The following is a 17,010-nucleotide window of genomic DNA, read 5'->3' on the forward strand; positions in this document are numbered from 1 at the left end:
CGGCCCCCCGGGCGATGCCTAGGATGGTCGCGAGAACTCTCTCAAAGACCAGAAAGGCATGACCGCGGCATGGCTGAGTTCATCTACACGATGAAAAAGGTCCGCAAGGCGCACGGCGACAAGGTGATCCTGGACGACGTCACGTTGAGCTTCTACCCGGGCGCCAAGATCGGTGTCGTCGGCCCCAACGGCGCCGGCAAGTCGAGCGTCTTGCGGATCATGGCCGGGCTGGACAAGCCGAACAACGGCGAAGCCTTCCTCGCCACGGACGCCAGCGTCGGCATCCTGCAGCAGGAGCCGCCGCTGAACGAAGAGAAGACGGTGCGGGGCAACGTCGAGGAGGGGCTCGGCGACATCAAGGTCAAGCTGGACCGCTTCAACGAGGTCGCCGAGTTGATGGCCACCGACTACTCCGACGAGTTGATGGAGGAAATGGGGCGGCTGCAGGAGGAGCTCGACCACGCCGACGCGTGGGACCTCGACTCGCAGCTCGAACAGGCCATGGACGCCCTGCGCTGCCCCCCGCCGGACGAGCCGGTGACGAACCTGTCCGGCGGCGAGCGGCGCCGGGTGGCGCTGTGCAAGCTGCTGCTGGCCAAGCCCGACCTGTTGTTGCTCGACGAGCCGACCAACCACCTGGACGCCGAAAGCGTGCAGTGGCTCGAACAACACCTGGCCGCCTACCCGGGCGCGGTGTTGGCGGTGACCCACGACCGGTACTTCCTGGACAACGTCGCCCAGTGGATCCTCGAGCTCGACCGCGGCCGCGCCTACCCCTACGAGGGCAACTACTCGACCTACCTGGAAAAGAAGGCCGAGCGGCTGTCGGTGCAGGGCCGCAAGGACGCCAAGCTGCAGAAGCGGCTGACCGAGGAGCTGGCCTGGGTGCGGCAGGGGGCCAAGGCGCGCCAGGCGAAGAACAAGGCCCGCCTGCAGCGCTACGAGGAGATGGCCGCCGAGGCGGAGAAGACGCGCAAGCTCGACTTCGAGGAGATCCAGATTCCGGTCGGGCCGCGGCTGGGCAACGTGGTGGTCGAGGTCTCGCATCTCGACAAGGGCTACGACGGGCGCACCCTGATCAAGGACCTGTCCTTCACCCTGCCCCGCAACGGCATCGTGGGCGTGATCGGCCCCAACGGCGTCGGCAAAACCACCCTGTTCAAGACCATCGTCGGGCTCGAGCAGCCGGACAGCGGGACCGTCAAGGTCGGCGAGACCGTCAAGCTCAGCTACGTGGACCAGTCCCGCGCCGGCATCGACCCCAAGAAGACCGTGTGGGAGGTCGTCTCGGACGGCCTCGACTACATCGAGGTCGGCCAGAACGAGATCCCGTCACGCGCCTACGTCTCGGCCTTCGGGTTCAAGGGGCCCGACCAGCAGAAGCCGGCCGGCGTGCTGTCCGGCGGCGAGCGCAACCGGCTGAACCTGGCGCTCACGCTGAAAGAGGGCGGAAACCTGATCCTGCTCGACGAGCCGACCAACGACCTGGACGTCGAGACGCTGGGTTCGCTGGAGAATGCCTTGGAGAAATTCCCCGGCTGCGCGGTGGTGATCTCCCACGATCGCTGGTTCCTGGACCGCACCTGCACCCACATCCTGGCCTGGGAGGGCGACGAGGACAACGAGGCCAAGTGGTTCTGGTTCGAGGGCAACTTCGGCGCATACGAGGAGAACAAGGTCGAACGGCTCGGCGTCGACGCGGCGCGACCGCACAGAGTGACCCACCGGAAGCTCACGCGCGACTAGTGTCAGCTGCGCTGCCCCTCGACGGCGATGCGGCGGCACGGCGGCACAGGAGCGGGCGGTTGAGCACAGTGGCAATGGTCGCGAGTTGGGAGCCATCGGCATGACGATCGATCCCGGAGCCAAGCAGGCCCTCCAGCCGTGGACCACGTTCACCCAGCAGCAGGACATCCCGGACTGGATCGCGAAGGCCTACATCGAGAGCTATCGCGGTCCGCACGGCGACCAGCCGGGAGTCGCCGAATCCGGTCCGATCGACCTGACCGTTCCGGCCGCCATCGTGACTCCCGCCATGCTGGGCGCCCACTATCGGCTCGGGCAGCACCGTCCCGCCGGTGAAAGCCGCGTCGCGGTCTACCCCCCGGACGACCCGACCGGAATCGGGCCCGCGATGCAAGTCGTCACCGACCACGGCGGCATGCTGCTGGACTCCGTCACGGTGCTGCTGCACCGGCTCGGTGTGCCCTACACGGCCATCATGACGCCCGTGTTCGAGGTGCACCGCAACCCGAGCGGCGACCTGGTCACCGTCGAACCGAAGCCGCCCGGGGCCCCGCAATACCTGGGGGAGGCGTGGATACACGTGCAGCTGCTGCCGTCCGTCGACGGCAAGGGTCTCGCCGAGGTCCAACGGCTGCTGCCCAAGGTCCTCTCGGACGTGCAGCAGGTCGCCAGCGACGCGGGCGCGTTGATCGCCACCCTGAGCGGGCTGGCCGCCGACGTCGAATCCAACGAGCACGGCCACTTCTCGGCCCCCGACCGTGACGACGTCGCGGCGCTGCTGCGCTGGCTGGGTAACGGGAATTTCCTGCTGCTGGGCTACCAGCGCTGCCGCGTGCACGAGGGTCTGGTCTCCGGTGACGGGTCACCCGGCCTGGGTGTCCTGCGCACCCGCACCGGTTCACGCCCCCGGCTGACCGACGACGACAAGATGCTGGTGCTGGCGCAATCGGTCGTCGGCAGCTATCTGCGCTACGGCGCCTACCCGTACGCCATCGCGGTTCGCGAGAACGTCGGCGGCGACGACAGCATCGTCGAGCACCGCTTCGTCGGGTTGTTCACCGTCGCCGCCATGAACGCCGACGTCCTGGAAATCCCGACGGTCTCCACCCGGGTGCGCGACGCGCTCACCATGGCCGACAGCGACCCGATCCACCCCGGCCAGCTGCTGCTCGACGTCATCCAAACCGTCCCGCGCTCCGAACTTTTCACGCTGAGCGCCGAGCGGCTGCTGGCGATGGCCAAAGCGGTGGTGGATCTGGGATCCCAACGGCGGGCGCTGTTGTTCCTGCGCGCCGACCGGCTCCAGTACTTCGTCTCCTGCCTGGTCTATCTGCCACGCGACCGCTACACCACACAGGTGCGGTTGCAGATCGAGGACATCCTGGTCCGCGAGTTCGGCGGCACGCGACTGGAATTCACCGCCCGGGTCAGCGAATCACCCTGGGCCCTCATGCATTTCATGGTCCGGCTGCCCGAAGAGGCGGCGCCGGTGGACGTCTCGGAGGAGAACAGGGTCCGCATCCAGGGGATGCTGAGCGAGGCGGCGCGAACCTGGACCGACCGGTTGATCGGCGCCGCCGCGGACCGGGCCGTCGAGCACGCCGAGGTCGAGCACTATGCGGACGCGTTCTCCGAAGCCTACAAACAATCCGTCACCCCCGTCGACGCGATCGAGCACATCGGCATAATCAAAGAGCTGCAAGATAATTCGGTCAAGCTCTTGTTCTCCGAACGCGGCGAGGACGGGGCGGCCCAGCTGACCTGGTTCCTGGGTGGGCGCACCGCCTCGCTGAGCCAGCTGCTGCCCATGCTGCAGAGCATGGGCGTCGTGGTCCTCGAGGAGCGGCCCTTCACCGTGACCCGCCCGGACGGGCTGCCGGTGTGGATCTACCAGTTCAAGATCTCGCCGCACCCCACCATCAAGCCGGCGACCACGGCCGCCGAGCGCGACGCGACCGCGCAACGCTTTGCCGACGCGGTCACCGCCATCTGGCAGGGCCGCGTGGAGATCGACCGGTTCAACGAGCTGGTCATGCGCGCGCGGCTGAGTTGGCAGCAGGTCGTGCTGCTGCGCGCCTACGCAAAATACCTGCGACAGGCCGGTTTTCCCTACAGCCAGTCCCACATCGAAGCGGTGCTCAACGAGCACCCCTCGACCGTGCGGTCGCTGGTCACGCTGTTCGAAGCGCTCTTCGATCCCAAGGCTTCTATTTCCGCGGGGTCGCCGACAAGTCGCGACGCGCAGGCCGCCGCCGCGGCGGTCGCCGCCGACATCGACGCGGTCGTGGGTCTGGACACCGACCGCATCCTGCGCGCGTTCGCTTCCCTGGTCCAGGCCACGTTGCGCACCAATTACTTCGTCACGCGCGAGGGTTCGGCGCGTGCGCGAAACGTGTTGGCCCTCAAGCTGGATGCCCAGCTCATCGACGAGCTGCCGCTGCCACGCCCCAAGTACGAGATCTTCGTGTACTCGCCCCGCGTGGAAGGCGTCCACTTGCGCTTCGGCCCGGTGGCGCGCGGCGGCCTGCGCTGGTCCGACCGCCGTGACGACTTCCGCACCGAGATCCTGGGCCTGGTCAAGGCGCAGGCGGTGAAGAACGCGGTCATCGTCCCGGTCGGGGCCAAGGGCGGCTTCGTGGTCAAGCGGCCGCCGCTGGCCACCGGCGATCAGGCGGAGGACCGAGATGCCACCCGTGCCGAAGGTGTGGCCTGCTATCAGCTCTTCATCTCCGGGCTGCTCGACGTCACCGACAACGTCGACCACGCCACCAAAAAGGTCAGCCCGCCGCCCGAGGTGATCCGCCGGGACGGCGACGACGCCTACCTGGTGGTGGCCGCCGACAAGGGCACCGCCACCTTCTCCGACATCGCCAACGACGTCGCGAAGTCCTACGGGTTCTGGCTGGGCGACGCGTTCGCGTCCGGCGGATCGGTGGGCTACGACCACAAGGCGATGGGGATCACCGCCCGGGGGGCGTGGGAGGCCGTCAAACGCCACTTCCGGGAGATGGACGTCGACACCCAGGCCGAGGACTTCACCGTGGTGGGCGTCGGCGACATGAGCGGCGATGTGTTCGGCAACGGCATGCTGCTGTCCAAGCACATCAGGCTGATCGCCGCCTTCGATCACCGGCACATCTTCATCGACCCCGACCCCGACGCCGCGTCGTCGTGGGAGGAACGCCGGCGGATGTTCGACCTGCCGCGGTCCAGCTGGGACGACTACGACAAATCGTTGATCAGTGAGGGCGGCGGGGTGTACAGCCGCGAGCACAAGTCCATCCCGGTCAGCCCGCAGGTGCGCGACGCGCTGGGCATCGACGGCGAGGTCACCGAAATGACCCCGCCGAACCTGATCAAGGCGATCCTGCAGGCGCCGGTCGACCTGCTGTTCAACGGCGGCATCGGCACCTACATCAAGGCCGAATCCGAGTCCGACGCCGACGTGGGTGATCGCGCCAACGACCCGGTGCGGGTCAACGCAAGTCAGGTGCGCGCCAAGGTGATCGGCGAAGGCGGAAACCTGGGGGTGACCGCGCTGGGCCGCGTGGAGTTCGACCTGTCGGGCGGGCGGATCAACACCGACGCGATGGACAACTCCGCCGGCGTGGACTGTTCGGACCACGAGGTCAACATCAAGATCCTGATCGACTCGCTGGTCACCGCCGGCCGGGTCGATCGCGACGAGCGCAAGTCGCTGCTGGAGTCGATGACCGACGAGGTCGCCCAGCTGGTGCTCACCGACAACGAGGATCAGAACGACCTGATCGGCACCAGCCGCGCCAATGCGGCCAGCCTGTTGCCGGTGCACGGCAGGCAGATTCAATACCTGGTCGACGAGCGGGGGCTCAACCGCGAACTGGAAGCGCTGCCGTCGGAAAAGGAGATCGACCGGCGGTGCGAGGCCGGCATCGGTCTCACGTCGCCCGAGCTGTGCACGCTGATGGCGCACGTCAAACTCGGGCTCAAAGAGCAGATGCTGAACACCGAACTGACCGAGCAGGATGTGTTCGCTTCCCGGCTGCCCCAATACTTTCCGACGCCACTGCGCGAACGGTTCACCCCGGAGATCCGCGGTCACCAGTTGCGCCGCGAGATCGTCACCACGATGCTCATCAACGATCTGGTCGACACCGCCGGCATCAGCTACGCGTTCCGGATCACCGAAGATGTCGGCGTCGGCCCGGTCGACGCGGTGCGGACCTACGTCGCCACCGACGCCATCTTCAGCGTCGGGGAGATCTGGCGGCGCATCCGGGCGGCGAATCTGCCTGTCGCGCTGTCGGATCGGCTCACGCTGGACACCCGGCGGCTGATCGACCGCGCCGGCCGCTGGCTGCTCAACTACCGTCCGCAGCCGCTGGCCGTTGGCGCCGAGATCAACCGGTTCGCCGCCAAGGTCAAGGACCTGACCCCCCGGATGTCGGAGTGGCTGCGCGGCGACGACAAGGCGATCGTCGAGAAGGAGGCCGCCGAGTTCTCCTCGCAGGGTGCACCGAAAGACCTGGCGTACATGATCGCCGCCGGCCTGTATCGCTTCAGCCTGCTGGACATCATCGACATCGCCGACATCAACGACATCGACGCCGCCGAGGTGGCCGACACCTATTTCGCCCTGATGGACCGGCTGGGCACCGACGGCCTGCTGACGGCGGTGTCCGAACTGCCCCGCAACGACCGCTGGCATTCCCTGGCGCGCTTGGCGATTCGCGACGACATCTACGCCTCGCTGCGGTCGCTGTGCTTCGACGTGCTCGCCGTAGGGGAGCCCGACGAAAGCGGCGAGGAGAAGATCGCGGAGTGGGAACACCTGTCCGCGTCGCGGGTGGAGCGGGCGCGCCGCACGCTGGTGGAGATCCAGGAAAGCGGGGAAAAGGATCTCGCGACGTTGTCGGTGGCCGCGCGTCAGATCCGGCGCATGACCCGCACGAGCGGAAGAGGATCGTCGAGTTGAGCGTCGGCTTCGTAGCCCCCGTACCGGTCCGCTGGTCAGACATCGACATGTATCAGCACGTCAACCACGCCACGATGGTCACGATCCTCGAGGAGGCGCGCGTCCAATTCCTGCGTGAAGCGTTCGAGGTCGACATCTTGACCATCGGGTTGCTGATCGCCGAAGTGAAAGTGACCTACAAGGGTCAGCTGCGGCTGGTCGATTCGCCGCTGCAGGTGACGATGTGGACCAAGCGGTTGCGGGCGGTCGACTTCACGCTGGGCTACGAGGTGCGCTCGGTGTCCGCGGACCCGGAATCCAAGCCCGCCGTCATCGCCGAGTCGCAACTGGCCGCCGTCCATATCGAGGAGGAGCGGCTGGTGCGGCTCTCCCCACACCATCGGGAGTATTTGCAGCGGTGGATCCGGTAGTTGACCGCGGACTCTGGTTGGGGCCACGCGACCCGGCCACCCAGCGCAGGGACCTGACCGCGTTCGTCGATTACGCGATGCGTCTCGACGACGCCGCGGTGATTCGACTTCGCGCGCGCCCGCCCGGATTGCTGACGGCCTGGGTGGCAACGGGTTTCGACGTTCTGGCCAGCCGGGTGGTGGCCGGCGAGGTGCGGCCCGAGGATCTGTCGGTGGGCGCGGACGCCCTGGCGCGCGGCCTGTCGGCGATGGACGACGCGGGCTTCGTCGATCCGGGTTTCGCGATGGACTCCGCGTGGCGGGGTGCCCTGCCGCCGGACTCCGGCTTCACCCACCTCGAGGACATCCCCGCCCGGGTGGTACTCGACCTGGCGCAGCGCGGCGCGCGCCTCGCCAAGGAGCACGGCAGTCCGCACGGCCCGCCCGTCTCGCTACTCGACCAGGAAGTCATCCAGGTGAGCTCCGCCGATGCCAGCGTGGGCCTGCCCATGCGGTGCGTGTTCGCGTTGACCGCAATGGGTTTCCTGCCGCAGTCACCGGATGCCGTCGGGGCGGACGAAATGATCCGGGTGCGGATCCTGCCGACCTGGTTGCGGATCGACGCCCGGTTCGGCTCCGTGTACCGCCGCCGGGGGGACCCGCTGTTGCTGAGCTGAGGGACCGGACTTCTAAATCTCGGTGAGTCAAATGGCGGGCATCCGGGCTTCTTCGTCAGGTGCCGTAGACCATCCACAGCGGCAGAACCGCGTCCAGGTAGTCCATGAACTTCTTCAGGCCGACGCGGTATTGCCCGTAGCCGTAGGGGTCTTCGGCGTACTCGGGGAAGGCGATGCCCAGCCCGAACAGGCCGGGCGCCATGATTCCGTTCATCCGGTTGTACTCCAGCGGGCCCCACTGCGGCGTCTCGGGCAGCTGCCGCCGTTCGAAACCGACGGTGTAGACGACGTGGTCGCACTCGGCGACCTTCTCGTCGAATTCCGGGGCGGAAACCCAGCACCTCTCCAGCTTGTCCGGATGGACCCCGTCGATGTTCTCGCGGGCCCATTCGGCGGCCCGCCCCTTGAGGCCGGTGTCGTCGAACAGGATCCAATCATCCAGGTAGACGGCGTATTTCAGCGGGCTGCGGTAGAAGTTGATCACGCGGTCGACCGGAAGCCGCAGCAGGTGCGGCAGCGCGATCATCGACGAGTGCGAGGACCCGAAGACCGCGACCGTCGCACCTTCGAGAGGCACCTCGGCGAGCCTGTCGGCGTCGAGGGCGACCTCGACCGGTATCTCGTCGAGCGGGTAGTCGAGGCCCTTGGGTACCGCGCCGACGGCGAGGATCACGTTGTCGGAGGTCAATTCCGTGTCCCGCGTTTCGATCCACCACCGCCGTCGCCGCAGGACCAAGGTGGTGGCCGTCGTCTGGAAGACATGCACCCGTTCGCGCAGGTGCTCGGTGACCCACACCAACGGGTCGGCGACCAGGGCGAGCGCACAGGTCTCCTCCGGATCGACTTCGGCCAGGGGGAAGGGCGGTGCCTGCGAGAACCGAAACGCCGCAGCGCCATTCAGGAAACTCATGAAGGTCCCGGCAATGGTGTTGCTGGACACCGACCGCCATTTGCCGCCCAAGTCTCCCGCGGTGAAGGCGGGATCGATCCAGGCGATCTTGTCCGGCGGTACGCCCCGATCGAGCAGCCGTCCCACCGCGGCCATTCCCGCGGGTCCGGCTCCGATGACTGTCCACGCGTAGGTCGCCATGTACTAGGTATAGAGGAGCGACCGCGACATCCGCTCAGGCGATGTCGGCGAACATCAGCGCGGTGCCCGCGGCGGTGACCGTCTGCGTCACGATCTGCGCGTGGGTCAGCCGCACGGCGCTCGGCATCAGGTTTGTCCACCGTCCGGCCGCCCACCGGTACGCCCAGTAGATCGCCACCGCGGCGAACCCCAGGGCCGCGGTCCAGTTCACGACGGTGACCCAGCCCGGTGCGGCCGTCGGCATGTGATGGTGCGGCGCGGGCGCGGCCATGTCCATCGCGTGGCCGCCCGAGTCAGCGGACCCGCCCGACAGGCTGCCGTTCATCGCGCCGTACATCCACGCCATCGCCACCATCATCACCGCGTAGTAGTAGTTCGTCAGCCGGCCATCGACCGCCCGGCGCGGATGCCCGGCGATGCCGAAGAACCAGGCGCCACCGAGCAGGAAACCCAACGTCGCGACGACGGTCGGAAAGGTCATCCCCACACCCCAGGCCATGAAGATCATCACGGCGGACATGGCGAGGTGGAGCACCTGGCTGACGACGCCGGTCCAGCAGCGGCGTTGGGCGACAAGGAAATACGCGTATGCCGCGAAGCTGACGGCGAAGAGCACCGTCACCACCCACCGCAACGTGTTATCCACCAACCCACCTCTCGCCGGTGTGCTCGATCTCGGTCATGCACGACAGTACCCCCATGGGGTATAGGCCCTCGTGAGCGACACCCCGGAAGGCGCGCGAAACAGACTGCTCCGCCGTATCTTTGACCGCTCAGGCCAGCCAGGCCGCGGCGTCCGGTGCGAGTTTGCCATCGACCAGCGGTGCGCTGGCCACGATGAGCTCCCCCGGTGGCAGTGGGATCGGTCGGCGGCCGGCATTCAGTGCGCACACACCGCCGCCACCGCGGCGCCGGAAGGTCAGCGCATCGCGGGGCGCGTCCAGCCATTCGATTTGCTCACCGTCGAATTCGGTGCGCTCCTTGCGCACCCTGATGAGGTGGGCGAAGAACGCAAAGGTCGACTCGGGGTCCGCGACCTGCCTCTCGACGGTCAGTGCCGCCCATTCCTTCGGCATCGGCAGCCAGGTGTCGGGTGAGGACGAGAAGCCGAACGGGGGAGCGTCGCCCGACCACGGCATCGGGACGCGGCACCGGTCGCGGCCGCGCTCGGTGTGCCCGGAGCGTTCCCACGTCGGGTCCTGCAGCACCTCGTCGGGCAACTCCACGTCGGGCAGCCCCAGCTCCTCGCCGTTGTAGATGAACACCGCGCCCGGCAGCGCCAGCATCACCATCGCCATCGCCCGTGCCCGCCGCAGCCCGACCTCGCCGCCGCCGTAGCGGGTGACCTCCCGTCCCACGTCGTGATTGGACAACGTCCAAGTGGGCGTGGCGTTTTCCAGTGCCGTGGCCGCCAGCGAGTTGTCGATCGCGTCGTGGACTTGGGTGGCGTCGAAGTCGATCTTCGTCAGCCGGAAGTTGAAGCCGAGATGCAGTTCGTCGGGGCGTAGGTACTCGGCCCACCGGGCGTTGTCCATCACCCACACCTCGCCGATGGTCACCGCTCCCGGGTAGTCGTCGACGATCGTGCGGATGCCGCGATGGATCTCATGCACGCTCGGATGGTTGAAGCGGGGGTCGTCGTCGCTGTGGCTGAGCACCTTGATGTCGTCCGTCGCGTCGGGCAGGTCGGACGGCTTGGCCATGCCGTGCGCCACGTCGATCCGGAAACCGTCGACGCCGCGTTCCAGCCAGAAGCGCAGCGTCTTCTCGAAGTCGTCGAAGATGTCCGGGTGCTCCCAGTTGAGATCGGGTTGCTCGGCGTCGAACAGATGCAGGTACCACTGGCCGGGATTGCCGTCGGGTTCGACGATCCGCGTCCACGCCGGCCCGCCGAACACCGACGTCCAGTTGTTCGGCGGCAGCTCGCCCTGCGCGCCGCGGCCGTCGCGGAAGAAGTAGCGCTCGCGGGCGTCGGTCCCGGGACCGGCCGCCAGCGCGGCCTGAAACCACGGGTGCGCCGAGCTGCTGTGGTTGGGCACCACATCCATCGTGATCTTGATGCCGCGGGCGTGGGCGGCCGCCACCAGTCGCTCGAACGCCGCCATCCCACCGAACAGCGGGTCGATGTCCCGCGGATCGGCGACGTCGTAGCCGTGGTCGGCCATCGGCGACACGGTGACCGGGTTGAGCCAGATCGCGTCGACGCCCAGCCGTTCCAGATGGTCCAGCCGGGCCGTCACACCGTCCAGGTCGCCGACGCCGTCGCCGGTGCTGTCGGCGAACGACCGTGGGTACACCTGATAGAACACCGCGCTTGACCACCACGGCTTGGAGTCCATTCCACCCCGCTCAGTTTCGTGGGCCGACATCACAAGGCTGCGTTGACCAGCGAGTGGGCAGCCATTTCCAGGTAATCGAGCAACTGGCGTCGGTGCTCGTCGTCGAGGGTTGCGGAGTCGATCGAGCCGACCGCGATGTGCATGCAGCGCAGCCAGGCGTCGCGCTCGATGGGGGTGATCCGGAAGGGCATGTGACGCATTCGCAACCGGGGATGACCCCGCCGGTCGGAGTAGGTGCGCGGGCCGCCCCAGTACTGCTCGAGGAACATCCGCAACCGTTCCTCGGCGCCCGCCAGGTCGTCCTCGGGGTACAGCTGGCGCAGGATCTCGTCCTCGGCGACCAGCGCGTAGAAGCGGGACACGATCGCGTGAAAGGTGTCGGCACCGCCGACGGCGTCATAGAAGGACTGTGGCTCGGAATCCATTGCCTCCATTGTGGTCCATCGCGGCCGCATCGGGCTGAGCCGGGCCGACGGCACTCCCGCTGTTCACCCGGGCGACATGCCGTTCACCTGCAATAGGGGTGCGATTGGCGACGAATCATGGTGGACTATCCGCGGAGGATCTATGGCGCAGGGCAAAAGACGCCGCAGCCACCGCAGTTCCGGTGCCGCGGCAGGGTTAACCGGGCCCCCAACCGCGTCATGCCTGCATAGCGTCGATACGCATCCCCCCAGCCGCCAAGACGGCGCGTCGCTGTGGAGTCGCCGGCGGGTCCTGCTGCTGAATTCCACGTACGAGCCGTTGACCGCCCTGCCGATGCGGCGGGCCATCGTGATGGTGATCTGCGGGAAGGCCGACGTGGTCCACCACGACCCGGCCGGGCCGGTGATCCACTCGGCCACCAGCTCGATCGTGGTGCCCTCGGTGATTCAGTTGCGAACCTATGTGCGCGTCCCCTACCGGGCTCGGGTTCCGATGACCCGGGCCGCTCTGATGCACCGGGACCGGTTCTCGTGCGCCTACTGCGGGGCGAAGGCCGACACCGTCGACCACGTGGTGCCGCGCAGCCGCGGCGGTGACCACTCGTGGGAGAACTGCGTCGCGTGCTGCTCGACGTGCAATCACCGCAAGGGCGACAAGCTGCTCACCGAACTCGGCTGGGCGCTGCGCCGGACGCCGCTGCCCCCCACGGGGCAGCACTGGCGGCTGCTGTCGACGGTCAAGGAGCTCGATCCGGCCTGGGCGCGCTACCTCGGCGAAGGCGCGGCCTAGCGTCGGTGATCGGGCGACATGTCGCGTCCGAGTGTGCCGGCGGATCACCGGGTGGGATACGGTTTCCGTCGTGAGCCTTTTGCAGATTCACCTGTACTTCATCGGGATACCGTTGCTGCTGGTGGCCGTGCTGGCGGTGCTGATCTGGTCCCACAAGGGACCGCATCCGGCCGCCTACAAACTGCCGGACAAGTGGACGCACGCGCCGATCCTGTGGGCGGCCACGGACGAAGACGTCGGTCACGCGCACGGCGGGCACGGCGGGCACGGCGGAGAAGAATTCGCAGTCGGAGGTGGCGCAAGTGGCACGTGGTGACGTAGCGACGATCGAGCCCGGCGAGCTGCCCAACGGGTTCGTCATCACGACCAGCGGGCGGATTTCCGGGGTCACCGAACCCGGCGAGCTGTCGGTCCACTACCCGTTCTCGATCAAGGACCTCGTCGCCATCGACGACGCGCTGAAGTTCGGCTCGCGCGCCTCCAAGGCGCGGTTCGCCATCTACCTCGGCGACCTGGGCAGCGACACCGCCGCCCGGGCCCGCGAGATCCTGGCCCAGGTGCCGACGCCCGACGATGCCGTGCTGCTGGCGGTCTCGCCGGATCAGAAGGTCATCGAGGTGGTCTACGGCTCGCAGGTTCGCGGCCGGGGCGCCGAGTCGTCCGCGCCGCTCGGGGTCGCCGCCGCGTCGTCGGCGTTCGCGCGGGGCGACCTGGTGGACGGTCTGGTCAGCGCGATCCGGGTGATGAGCGCGGGGATCTCCCCGGCCTAGTCGGCGTCGAACTTGCGGGCCCGCAGGGCCCGCTTCACGCCGGCCTGGCCTTCCAGCACCAGCCGCCGCAGCGCCGGCGGCACCTCCGGGTCGGAGAGGAACTTGTCCGCTGCCGCGATACCGGCCTCGCTGATGTTCCAGTGCGGGTAGAGGCCGATCACCACCGTCTGCGCGACTTCGCTGGACCGCCGCGCCCAGACGCCGGGTATCGCCTCGAAGTAGCGGTCGGTGAACGGGTCGAGCAAGTCCCGCTGCCCGGGCGGGGCGAAGCCCGCGATGATGGCACGGGCCGTGATGTTGGCCAGGGTGTCGTCTTCGATCACCGTCGTCCAGGCCTCTTCCTTGACCTGCGCTTGCGGCCGCGCCGTCGCGGCCTGGGCGCCATGCCGCTTGCCGGCGGCGGTGGGGTCGCGTTGCACTTCCGCGTCGATGAAGGGTGTCGCCGGCCCGTCGGCGTCGACCTCGCCCGCGCCGGCGAGCGCCGTCACGATGCGCCACCGCAAATCGGTGTCGATCTCGAGGCCGGGCAGCCCCAGGTCGGCCGGGTCGTGGTCGAGCAGGTCCGCCAGCGCCACGATGTGCCGGGTGGACAGCACCGACGAGCACAGGGTGTTGACGAACGCGAGCTGGTGATCCGAGCCGGGCTGCGCCCCGCGCGCCAGCTCGAGCAGCCGGTCGGCGAACTCCGGCCACCCGTGCTCGCGCGCCCAGCCCGGCTCGGCGTAGGAGGCCAGCGCCGTCTGCGCCTGCAGCAGCAGCCGCTGCGCCACACCGACCTCGCTCTCGGCGTGCACCCCGCCCGAGACCAGGGCCACGAAGTCGCGGGCCCGCAGTTCGGCCTCGCGCGTCATCTCCCACGCCGCCGACCACACCAGCGAGCGCGGCAGCGGCTCGGCGATGTCGGCGATTCGCGTCAGCGCGGTCTGCAGCGACTCGCCGTCCAGCCGCAGCGAGCAGTACGTCAGGTCGTCGTCGTTGACCAACACCAGCTTCCCGCGCGAAACACCAACCAGCGCAGGCACTTCCGTGGTCGGACCTTCGACGTCGAGTTCCTCGCGTCGCACGCGCACCAGCTTGCCGGCGCCGTCGTCGTCATAGATGCCGATCGCCAGCCGGTGCACCCGCGTCTCGCCGGCCCCCGGGGCGGCCCCGCTCTGCGTCACCGCGAATCGGGTGAACCTGCCCTCAGCGCCTGGGGCGTCGACGTCGAAATCCGGTCGCAGCGTGTTCAATCCGGTCGTCTTCAGCCACTGCTGGCCCCAGTCGGACAGATCCCGGCCCGACGCCTTCTCCAGCGCGGCGACCAGGTCGCTGAACGTGGCGTTGCCGAAGGCGTGCGCGCGGAAGTAGTCCCGCAGCCCGGCCAGGAAGTGTTCGAGGCCGACGTAGGCGACGAGCTGCTTGAGCACCGAGGCGCCCTTGGCGTAGGTGATGCCGTCGAAGTTCACCTCGACCGCGGCCAGGTCGGGGATGTCCGCGGCGATCGGATGCGTTGAGGGCAGTTGGTCCTGGCGGTACGCCCACGACTTCTCGACCGTCGCGAAAGTCGTCCAGGCCTCGGTGAATTCGGTGGCCTCGGCCTGGCACAGCACCGACGCGAACGTCGCGAACGACTCGTTGAGCCACAGGTCGTCCCACCAGCTCATCGTGACCAGGTCGCCGAACCACATGTGCGCCATCTCGTGCAGCACGGTCTCGGCGCGCCGCTCGTAAGAGGCCCGGGTGACCTTGCTGCGAAAGACGTAGTCCTCCAGGAACGTCACCGCGCCCGCGTTTTCCATTGCGCCGGCGTTGAATTCCGGGACGAACAGCTGATCGTACTTACCGAACGCGTACGGCAGGCCAAAGTTCTTGTGGTAGAAGCCAAATCCCTGCTTCGTCTGGGTGAACAGCCGCTCGGCGTCCATGTGGCGCGCCAACGATTCCCGGCAGAAGATGCCCAGGGGGATCTCCCCGTGTTCGTCGGTGTAGCTGTCCTTCCACTCGGCGTACGGGCCGGCGATCAGCGCCACCAGGTAGGTGCTCATCCGCGGGGTGGTGGCGAAGGTGTGCACCCTGGCCTCGTCCGAGTCCTCAACGGACTGGGGCGCGCCGTTGGAGATCACCTTCCAGTGCCTGGGCGCGGTCACCCGCACGTCGAACGTGGCCTTGAGGTCGGGTTGGTCGAAGCAGGCGAACATGCGCTTGGCGTCCGCGGTCTCGAACTGCGAGTAGAGGTACGTTTCGTCGTCGACCGGGTCGACGAAGCGGTGCAAGCCTTCGCCGGTGTTGGAGTAGCGGCAGTCCGCGTCGACGACGAGGACGTTGCGTTTCGTCAGGCCGGGCAGCGGGATGCCCGCCGATTCGTCGTAACCGGAGACGTCGAGCTCGTGACCGTTGAGGGTGGCCGCGCGCACGGTCTCGGCGGCGAGGTCGATGTAGGTGTCGGCGCCAGGAAGCGCGTCGAACACCACCGTGGTCGTGGACCGGAACGTGCGTTCGCCGGGCGCGCCGTTCCCGTCGGTGACGTCGAGGTCGATCTGGTAGCTGTCGACGGTGATCAGGGCGGCGCGTTCGACGGCCTGGTCCCGGGTGAGATTAGGAAGGGCCACCCGTCCAACTTACGTGCCCGGCTCCAATCTGGAGCGGTGCGGGAACAGGGGCGCGGCGCCTACGGTTGTGCTGAACGGTGTGTTGACCGACGAGAGGACTTCGCTATGCCTGACAAGGCTGCCGGGAAAGACCAAGCCGACTTCTGGTTCGATCCGCTGTGCCCGTGGTGTTGGATCACCTCGCGCTGGATCCTCGAGGTGGAGAAGGTCCGCGACATCGACGTGCACTTCCACGTCATGAGCCTGGCCATCCTCAACGAGAACCGCGAAGGCCTACCCGACAAGTACCGCGAAATGATGAAGCACGCCTGGGGACCCGTGCGGGTGGCGATCGCCGCGGAGCAGGCGCACGGCGCCGAAGCGCTGGCCCCGCTGTACACCGCCATGGGCACCCGGATTCACAACGAGGACAACAAGAACCTCGACGAGGTCATCAAGCTGTCGCTGGCCGATGCCGGCCTGCCCGCCGAGCTCGCCGAGGCCGCGCACAGCGAGGCCTACGACGACGCCCTGCGCAAGAGCCACCACGCCGGCATGGACGCCGTCGGCGACGACGTTGGCACGCCGACCATCCACGTCAACGGTGTGGCGTTCTTCGGGCCGGTGCTCTCGAAGATCCCGCGCGGCGAGGAGGCCGGCAAGCTGTGGGACGCGTCGGTGACGTTCGCGTCGTACCCGCACTTCTTCGAGCTGAAGCGAACCCGCACCGAGAAGCCCGAATTCGACTGACGATCAGCCCGTGTAAGGATTGCGGGCATGCGCGTCTACCTCGGCTCTGACCACGCCGGATTCGAGCTCAAGCAGCACATCGTCGCCCACCTCGAAGCGGCCGGGCACGAGCCGATCGATTGCGGCGCCTTCGGCTACGACGCCGAGGACGACTACCCGGCGTTCTGCATCGCCGCCGCCACACGCACGGTGGCCGACAAGGACAGCCTCGGCATCGTGCTGGGCGGGTCGGGCAACGGCGAGCAGATCGCGGCCAACAAGGTGCCGGGCGCGCGCTGCGCGCTGGCCTGGAGCGTGGAGACGGCCACGTTGGCGCGCGAACACAACGACGCCCAGTTGATCGGGATCGGCGGCCGCATGCACACCGTCGAGGAGGCGCTGGCCATCGTGGACGCCTTCCTGAGCGCGCAGTGGTCGAAAGCCGAACGCCACCAACGGCGTATCGACATTCTCGCCGAGTACGAACGCACCCACCAGGCGCCACCGGTGCCCGGCGCGCCGGCGTAAGCC

The 17,010-nt window shown here is 67.9% G+C and carries 14 protein-coding genes; 9 read left to right on the forward strand and 5 right to left on the reverse strand.

Annotated features, from left to right (window positions below; genetic code table 11):
• The first annotated feature begins 69 nt into the window (after positions 1-69).
• From ettA to A5680_RS15600, 4 genes are all read left to right on the forward strand, one after another.
• Positions 70-1,746, forward strand: coding sequence for an energy-dependent translational throttle protein EttA (gene ettA / locus A5680_RS15585; protein WP_055400163.1), 1,677 nt, complete (start codon positions 70-72; stop codon positions 1,744-1,746).
• Positions 1,747-1,846: 100 nt separating this feature from the next.
• Positions 1,847-6,700 (forward strand): NAD-glutamate dehydrogenase, encoded by a 4,854-nt coding sequence (locus A5680_RS15590; RefSeq protein ID WP_067820793.1) that lies wholly within the window; start codon positions 1,847-1,849, stop codon positions 6,698-6,700.
• On the forward strand, positions 6,697-7,110 hold the full coding sequence (locus A5680_RS15595) for a thioesterase family protein (RefSeq protein ID WP_055400158.1): 414 nt from the start codon (positions 6,697-6,699) through the stop codon (positions 7,108-7,110). Before A5680_RS15590 ends, A5680_RS15595 begins: the two co-directional genes overlap by 4 nt.
• Positions 7,098-7,766: a hypothetical protein gene (locus A5680_RS15600; protein WP_067820797.1), complete on the forward strand. Its 669-nt coding sequence runs from the start codon at positions 7,098-7,100 to the stop codon at positions 7,764-7,766. The genes A5680_RS15595 and A5680_RS15600 overlap by 13 nt, the downstream gene beginning before the upstream one ends.
• A 55-nt stretch (positions 7,767-7,821) precedes the next feature.
• Here A5680_RS15600 and A5680_RS15605 read toward each other — a convergent pair whose 3' ends face one another.
• The 4 genes from A5680_RS15605 to A5680_RS15620 all read right to left on the reverse strand — a co-directional run bounded on the left by A5680_RS15605 (position 7,822) and on the right by A5680_RS15620 (position 11,620).
• Positions 7,822-8,856, reverse strand: a complete 1,035-nt coding sequence (locus A5680_RS15605; RefSeq protein ID WP_055400154.1) for an FAD/NAD(P)-binding protein — start codon at positions 8,854-8,856, stop codon at positions 7,822-7,824.
• A 34-nt stretch (positions 8,857-8,890) separates the two neighbouring features.
• Positions 8,891-9,502, reverse strand: coding sequence for a DUF5134 domain-containing protein (locus A5680_RS15610; protein ID WP_055405748.1), 612 nt, complete (start codon positions 9,500-9,502; stop codon positions 8,891-8,893).
• 127 nt (positions 9,503-9,629) lie between these two features.
• A complete protein-coding gene (locus tag A5680_RS15615) occupies positions 9,630-11,225 on the reverse strand; it encodes a glycoside hydrolase family 13 protein (protein ID WP_156349434.1) in 1,596 nt (531 codons plus the stop codon).
• On the reverse strand, positions 11,225-11,620 hold the full coding sequence (locus A5680_RS15620) for a globin (protein ID WP_055400194.1): 396 nt from the start codon (positions 11,618-11,620) through the stop codon (positions 11,225-11,227). Before A5680_RS15620 ends, A5680_RS15615 begins: the two co-directional genes overlap by 1 nt.
• Before the next feature lie 142 nt (positions 11,621-11,762).
• Here A5680_RS15620 and A5680_RS15625 point away from each other — a divergent pair, with 142 nt between their 5' ends.
• The 3 genes from A5680_RS15625 to A5680_RS15635 all read left to right on the forward strand — a co-directional run bounded on the left by A5680_RS15625 (position 11,763) and on the right by A5680_RS15635 (position 13,180).
• Positions 11,763-12,410, forward strand: a complete 648-nt coding sequence (locus A5680_RS15625) for an HNH endonuclease (protein ID WP_055400147.1) — start codon at positions 11,763-11,765, stop codon at positions 12,408-12,410.
• 79 nt (positions 12,411-12,489) lie between these two features.
• Positions 12,490-12,726 (forward strand): hypothetical protein, encoded by a 237-nt coding sequence (locus tag A5680_RS15630; protein WP_055400192.1) that lies wholly within the window; start codon positions 12,490-12,492, stop codon positions 12,724-12,726.
• The gene (locus A5680_RS15635) at positions 12,713-13,180 is read left to right on the forward strand and encodes a DUF5130 domain-containing protein (RefSeq protein ID WP_055400146.1); all 468 of its coding nucleotides are present in this window, start codon (positions 12,713-12,715) and stop codon (positions 13,178-13,180) included. Before A5680_RS15630 ends, A5680_RS15635 begins: the two co-directional genes overlap by 14 nt.
• On the opposite strand, the gene pepN is transcribed toward A5680_RS15635, so the two are convergent.
• Positions 13,177-15,771: an aminopeptidase N gene (pepN, locus tag A5680_RS15640; RefSeq protein ID WP_067820800.1), complete on the reverse strand. Its 2,595-nt coding sequence runs from the start codon at positions 15,769-15,771 to the stop codon at positions 13,177-13,179. The genes A5680_RS15635 and pepN overlap by 4 nt on opposite strands.
• A gap of 105 nt (positions 15,772-15,876) precedes the next feature.
• Between pepN and A5680_RS15645 the strand changes: the two genes are divergently transcribed.
• Together A5680_RS15645 and A5680_RS15650 are read left to right on the forward strand one after the other, a co-directional pair.
• Complete coding sequence (locus tag A5680_RS15645; RefSeq protein WP_055400142.1) at positions 15,877-16,500, forward strand: DsbA family protein; 624 nt, start codon at positions 15,877-15,879, stop codon at positions 16,498-16,500.
• Between the two features lie 27 nt (positions 16,501-16,527).
• A complete protein-coding gene (locus A5680_RS15650) occupies positions 16,528-17,007 on the forward strand; it encodes a ribose-5-phosphate isomerase (protein WP_067820803.1) in 480 nt (159 codons plus the stop codon).
• The last annotated feature ends 3 nt before the right edge of the window (positions 17,008-17,010 follow it).

Source organism: Mycobacterium sp. E2989, assembly GCF_001667595.1.
Classification (GTDB): domain Bacteria; phylum Actinomycetota; class Actinomycetes; order Mycobacteriales; family Mycobacteriaceae; genus Mycobacterium.

Bases quoted from the DNA above. Each gene is read 5' to 3' on its own strand.
- ettA (WP_055400163.1), top strand. From the start codon at position 70: ATGGCTGAGTTCATCTACACGATGAAAAAGGTCCGCAAGGCGCACGGC.
- A5680_RS15590 (WP_067820793.1), top strand. From the start codon at position 1,847: ATGACGATCGATCCCGGAGCCAAGCAGGCCCTCCAGCCGTGGACCACG.
- A5680_RS15605 (WP_055400154.1), bottom strand. From the start codon at position 8,856: ATGGCGACCTACGCGTGGACAGTCATCGGAGCCGGACCCGCGGGAATG.
- A5680_RS15615 (WP_156349434.1), bottom strand. From the start codon at position 11,225: ATGTCGGCCCACGAAACTGAGCGGGGTGGAATGGACTCCAAGCCGTGG.
- A5680_RS15620 (WP_055400194.1), bottom strand. From the start codon at position 11,620: ATGGATTCCGAGCCACAGTCCTTCTATGACGCCGTCGGCGGTGCCGAC.
- A5680_RS15625 (WP_055400147.1), top strand. From the start codon at position 11,763: ATGGCGCAGGGCAAAAGACGCCGCAGCCACCGCAGTTCCGGTGCCGCG.
- A5680_RS15645 (WP_055400142.1), top strand. From the start codon at position 15,877: ATGCCTGACAAGGCTGCCGGGAAAGACCAAGCCGACTTCTGGTTCGAT.
- A5680_RS15650 (WP_067820803.1), top strand. From the start codon at position 16,528: ATGCGCGTCTACCTCGGCTCTGACCACGCCGGATTCGAGCTCAAGCAG.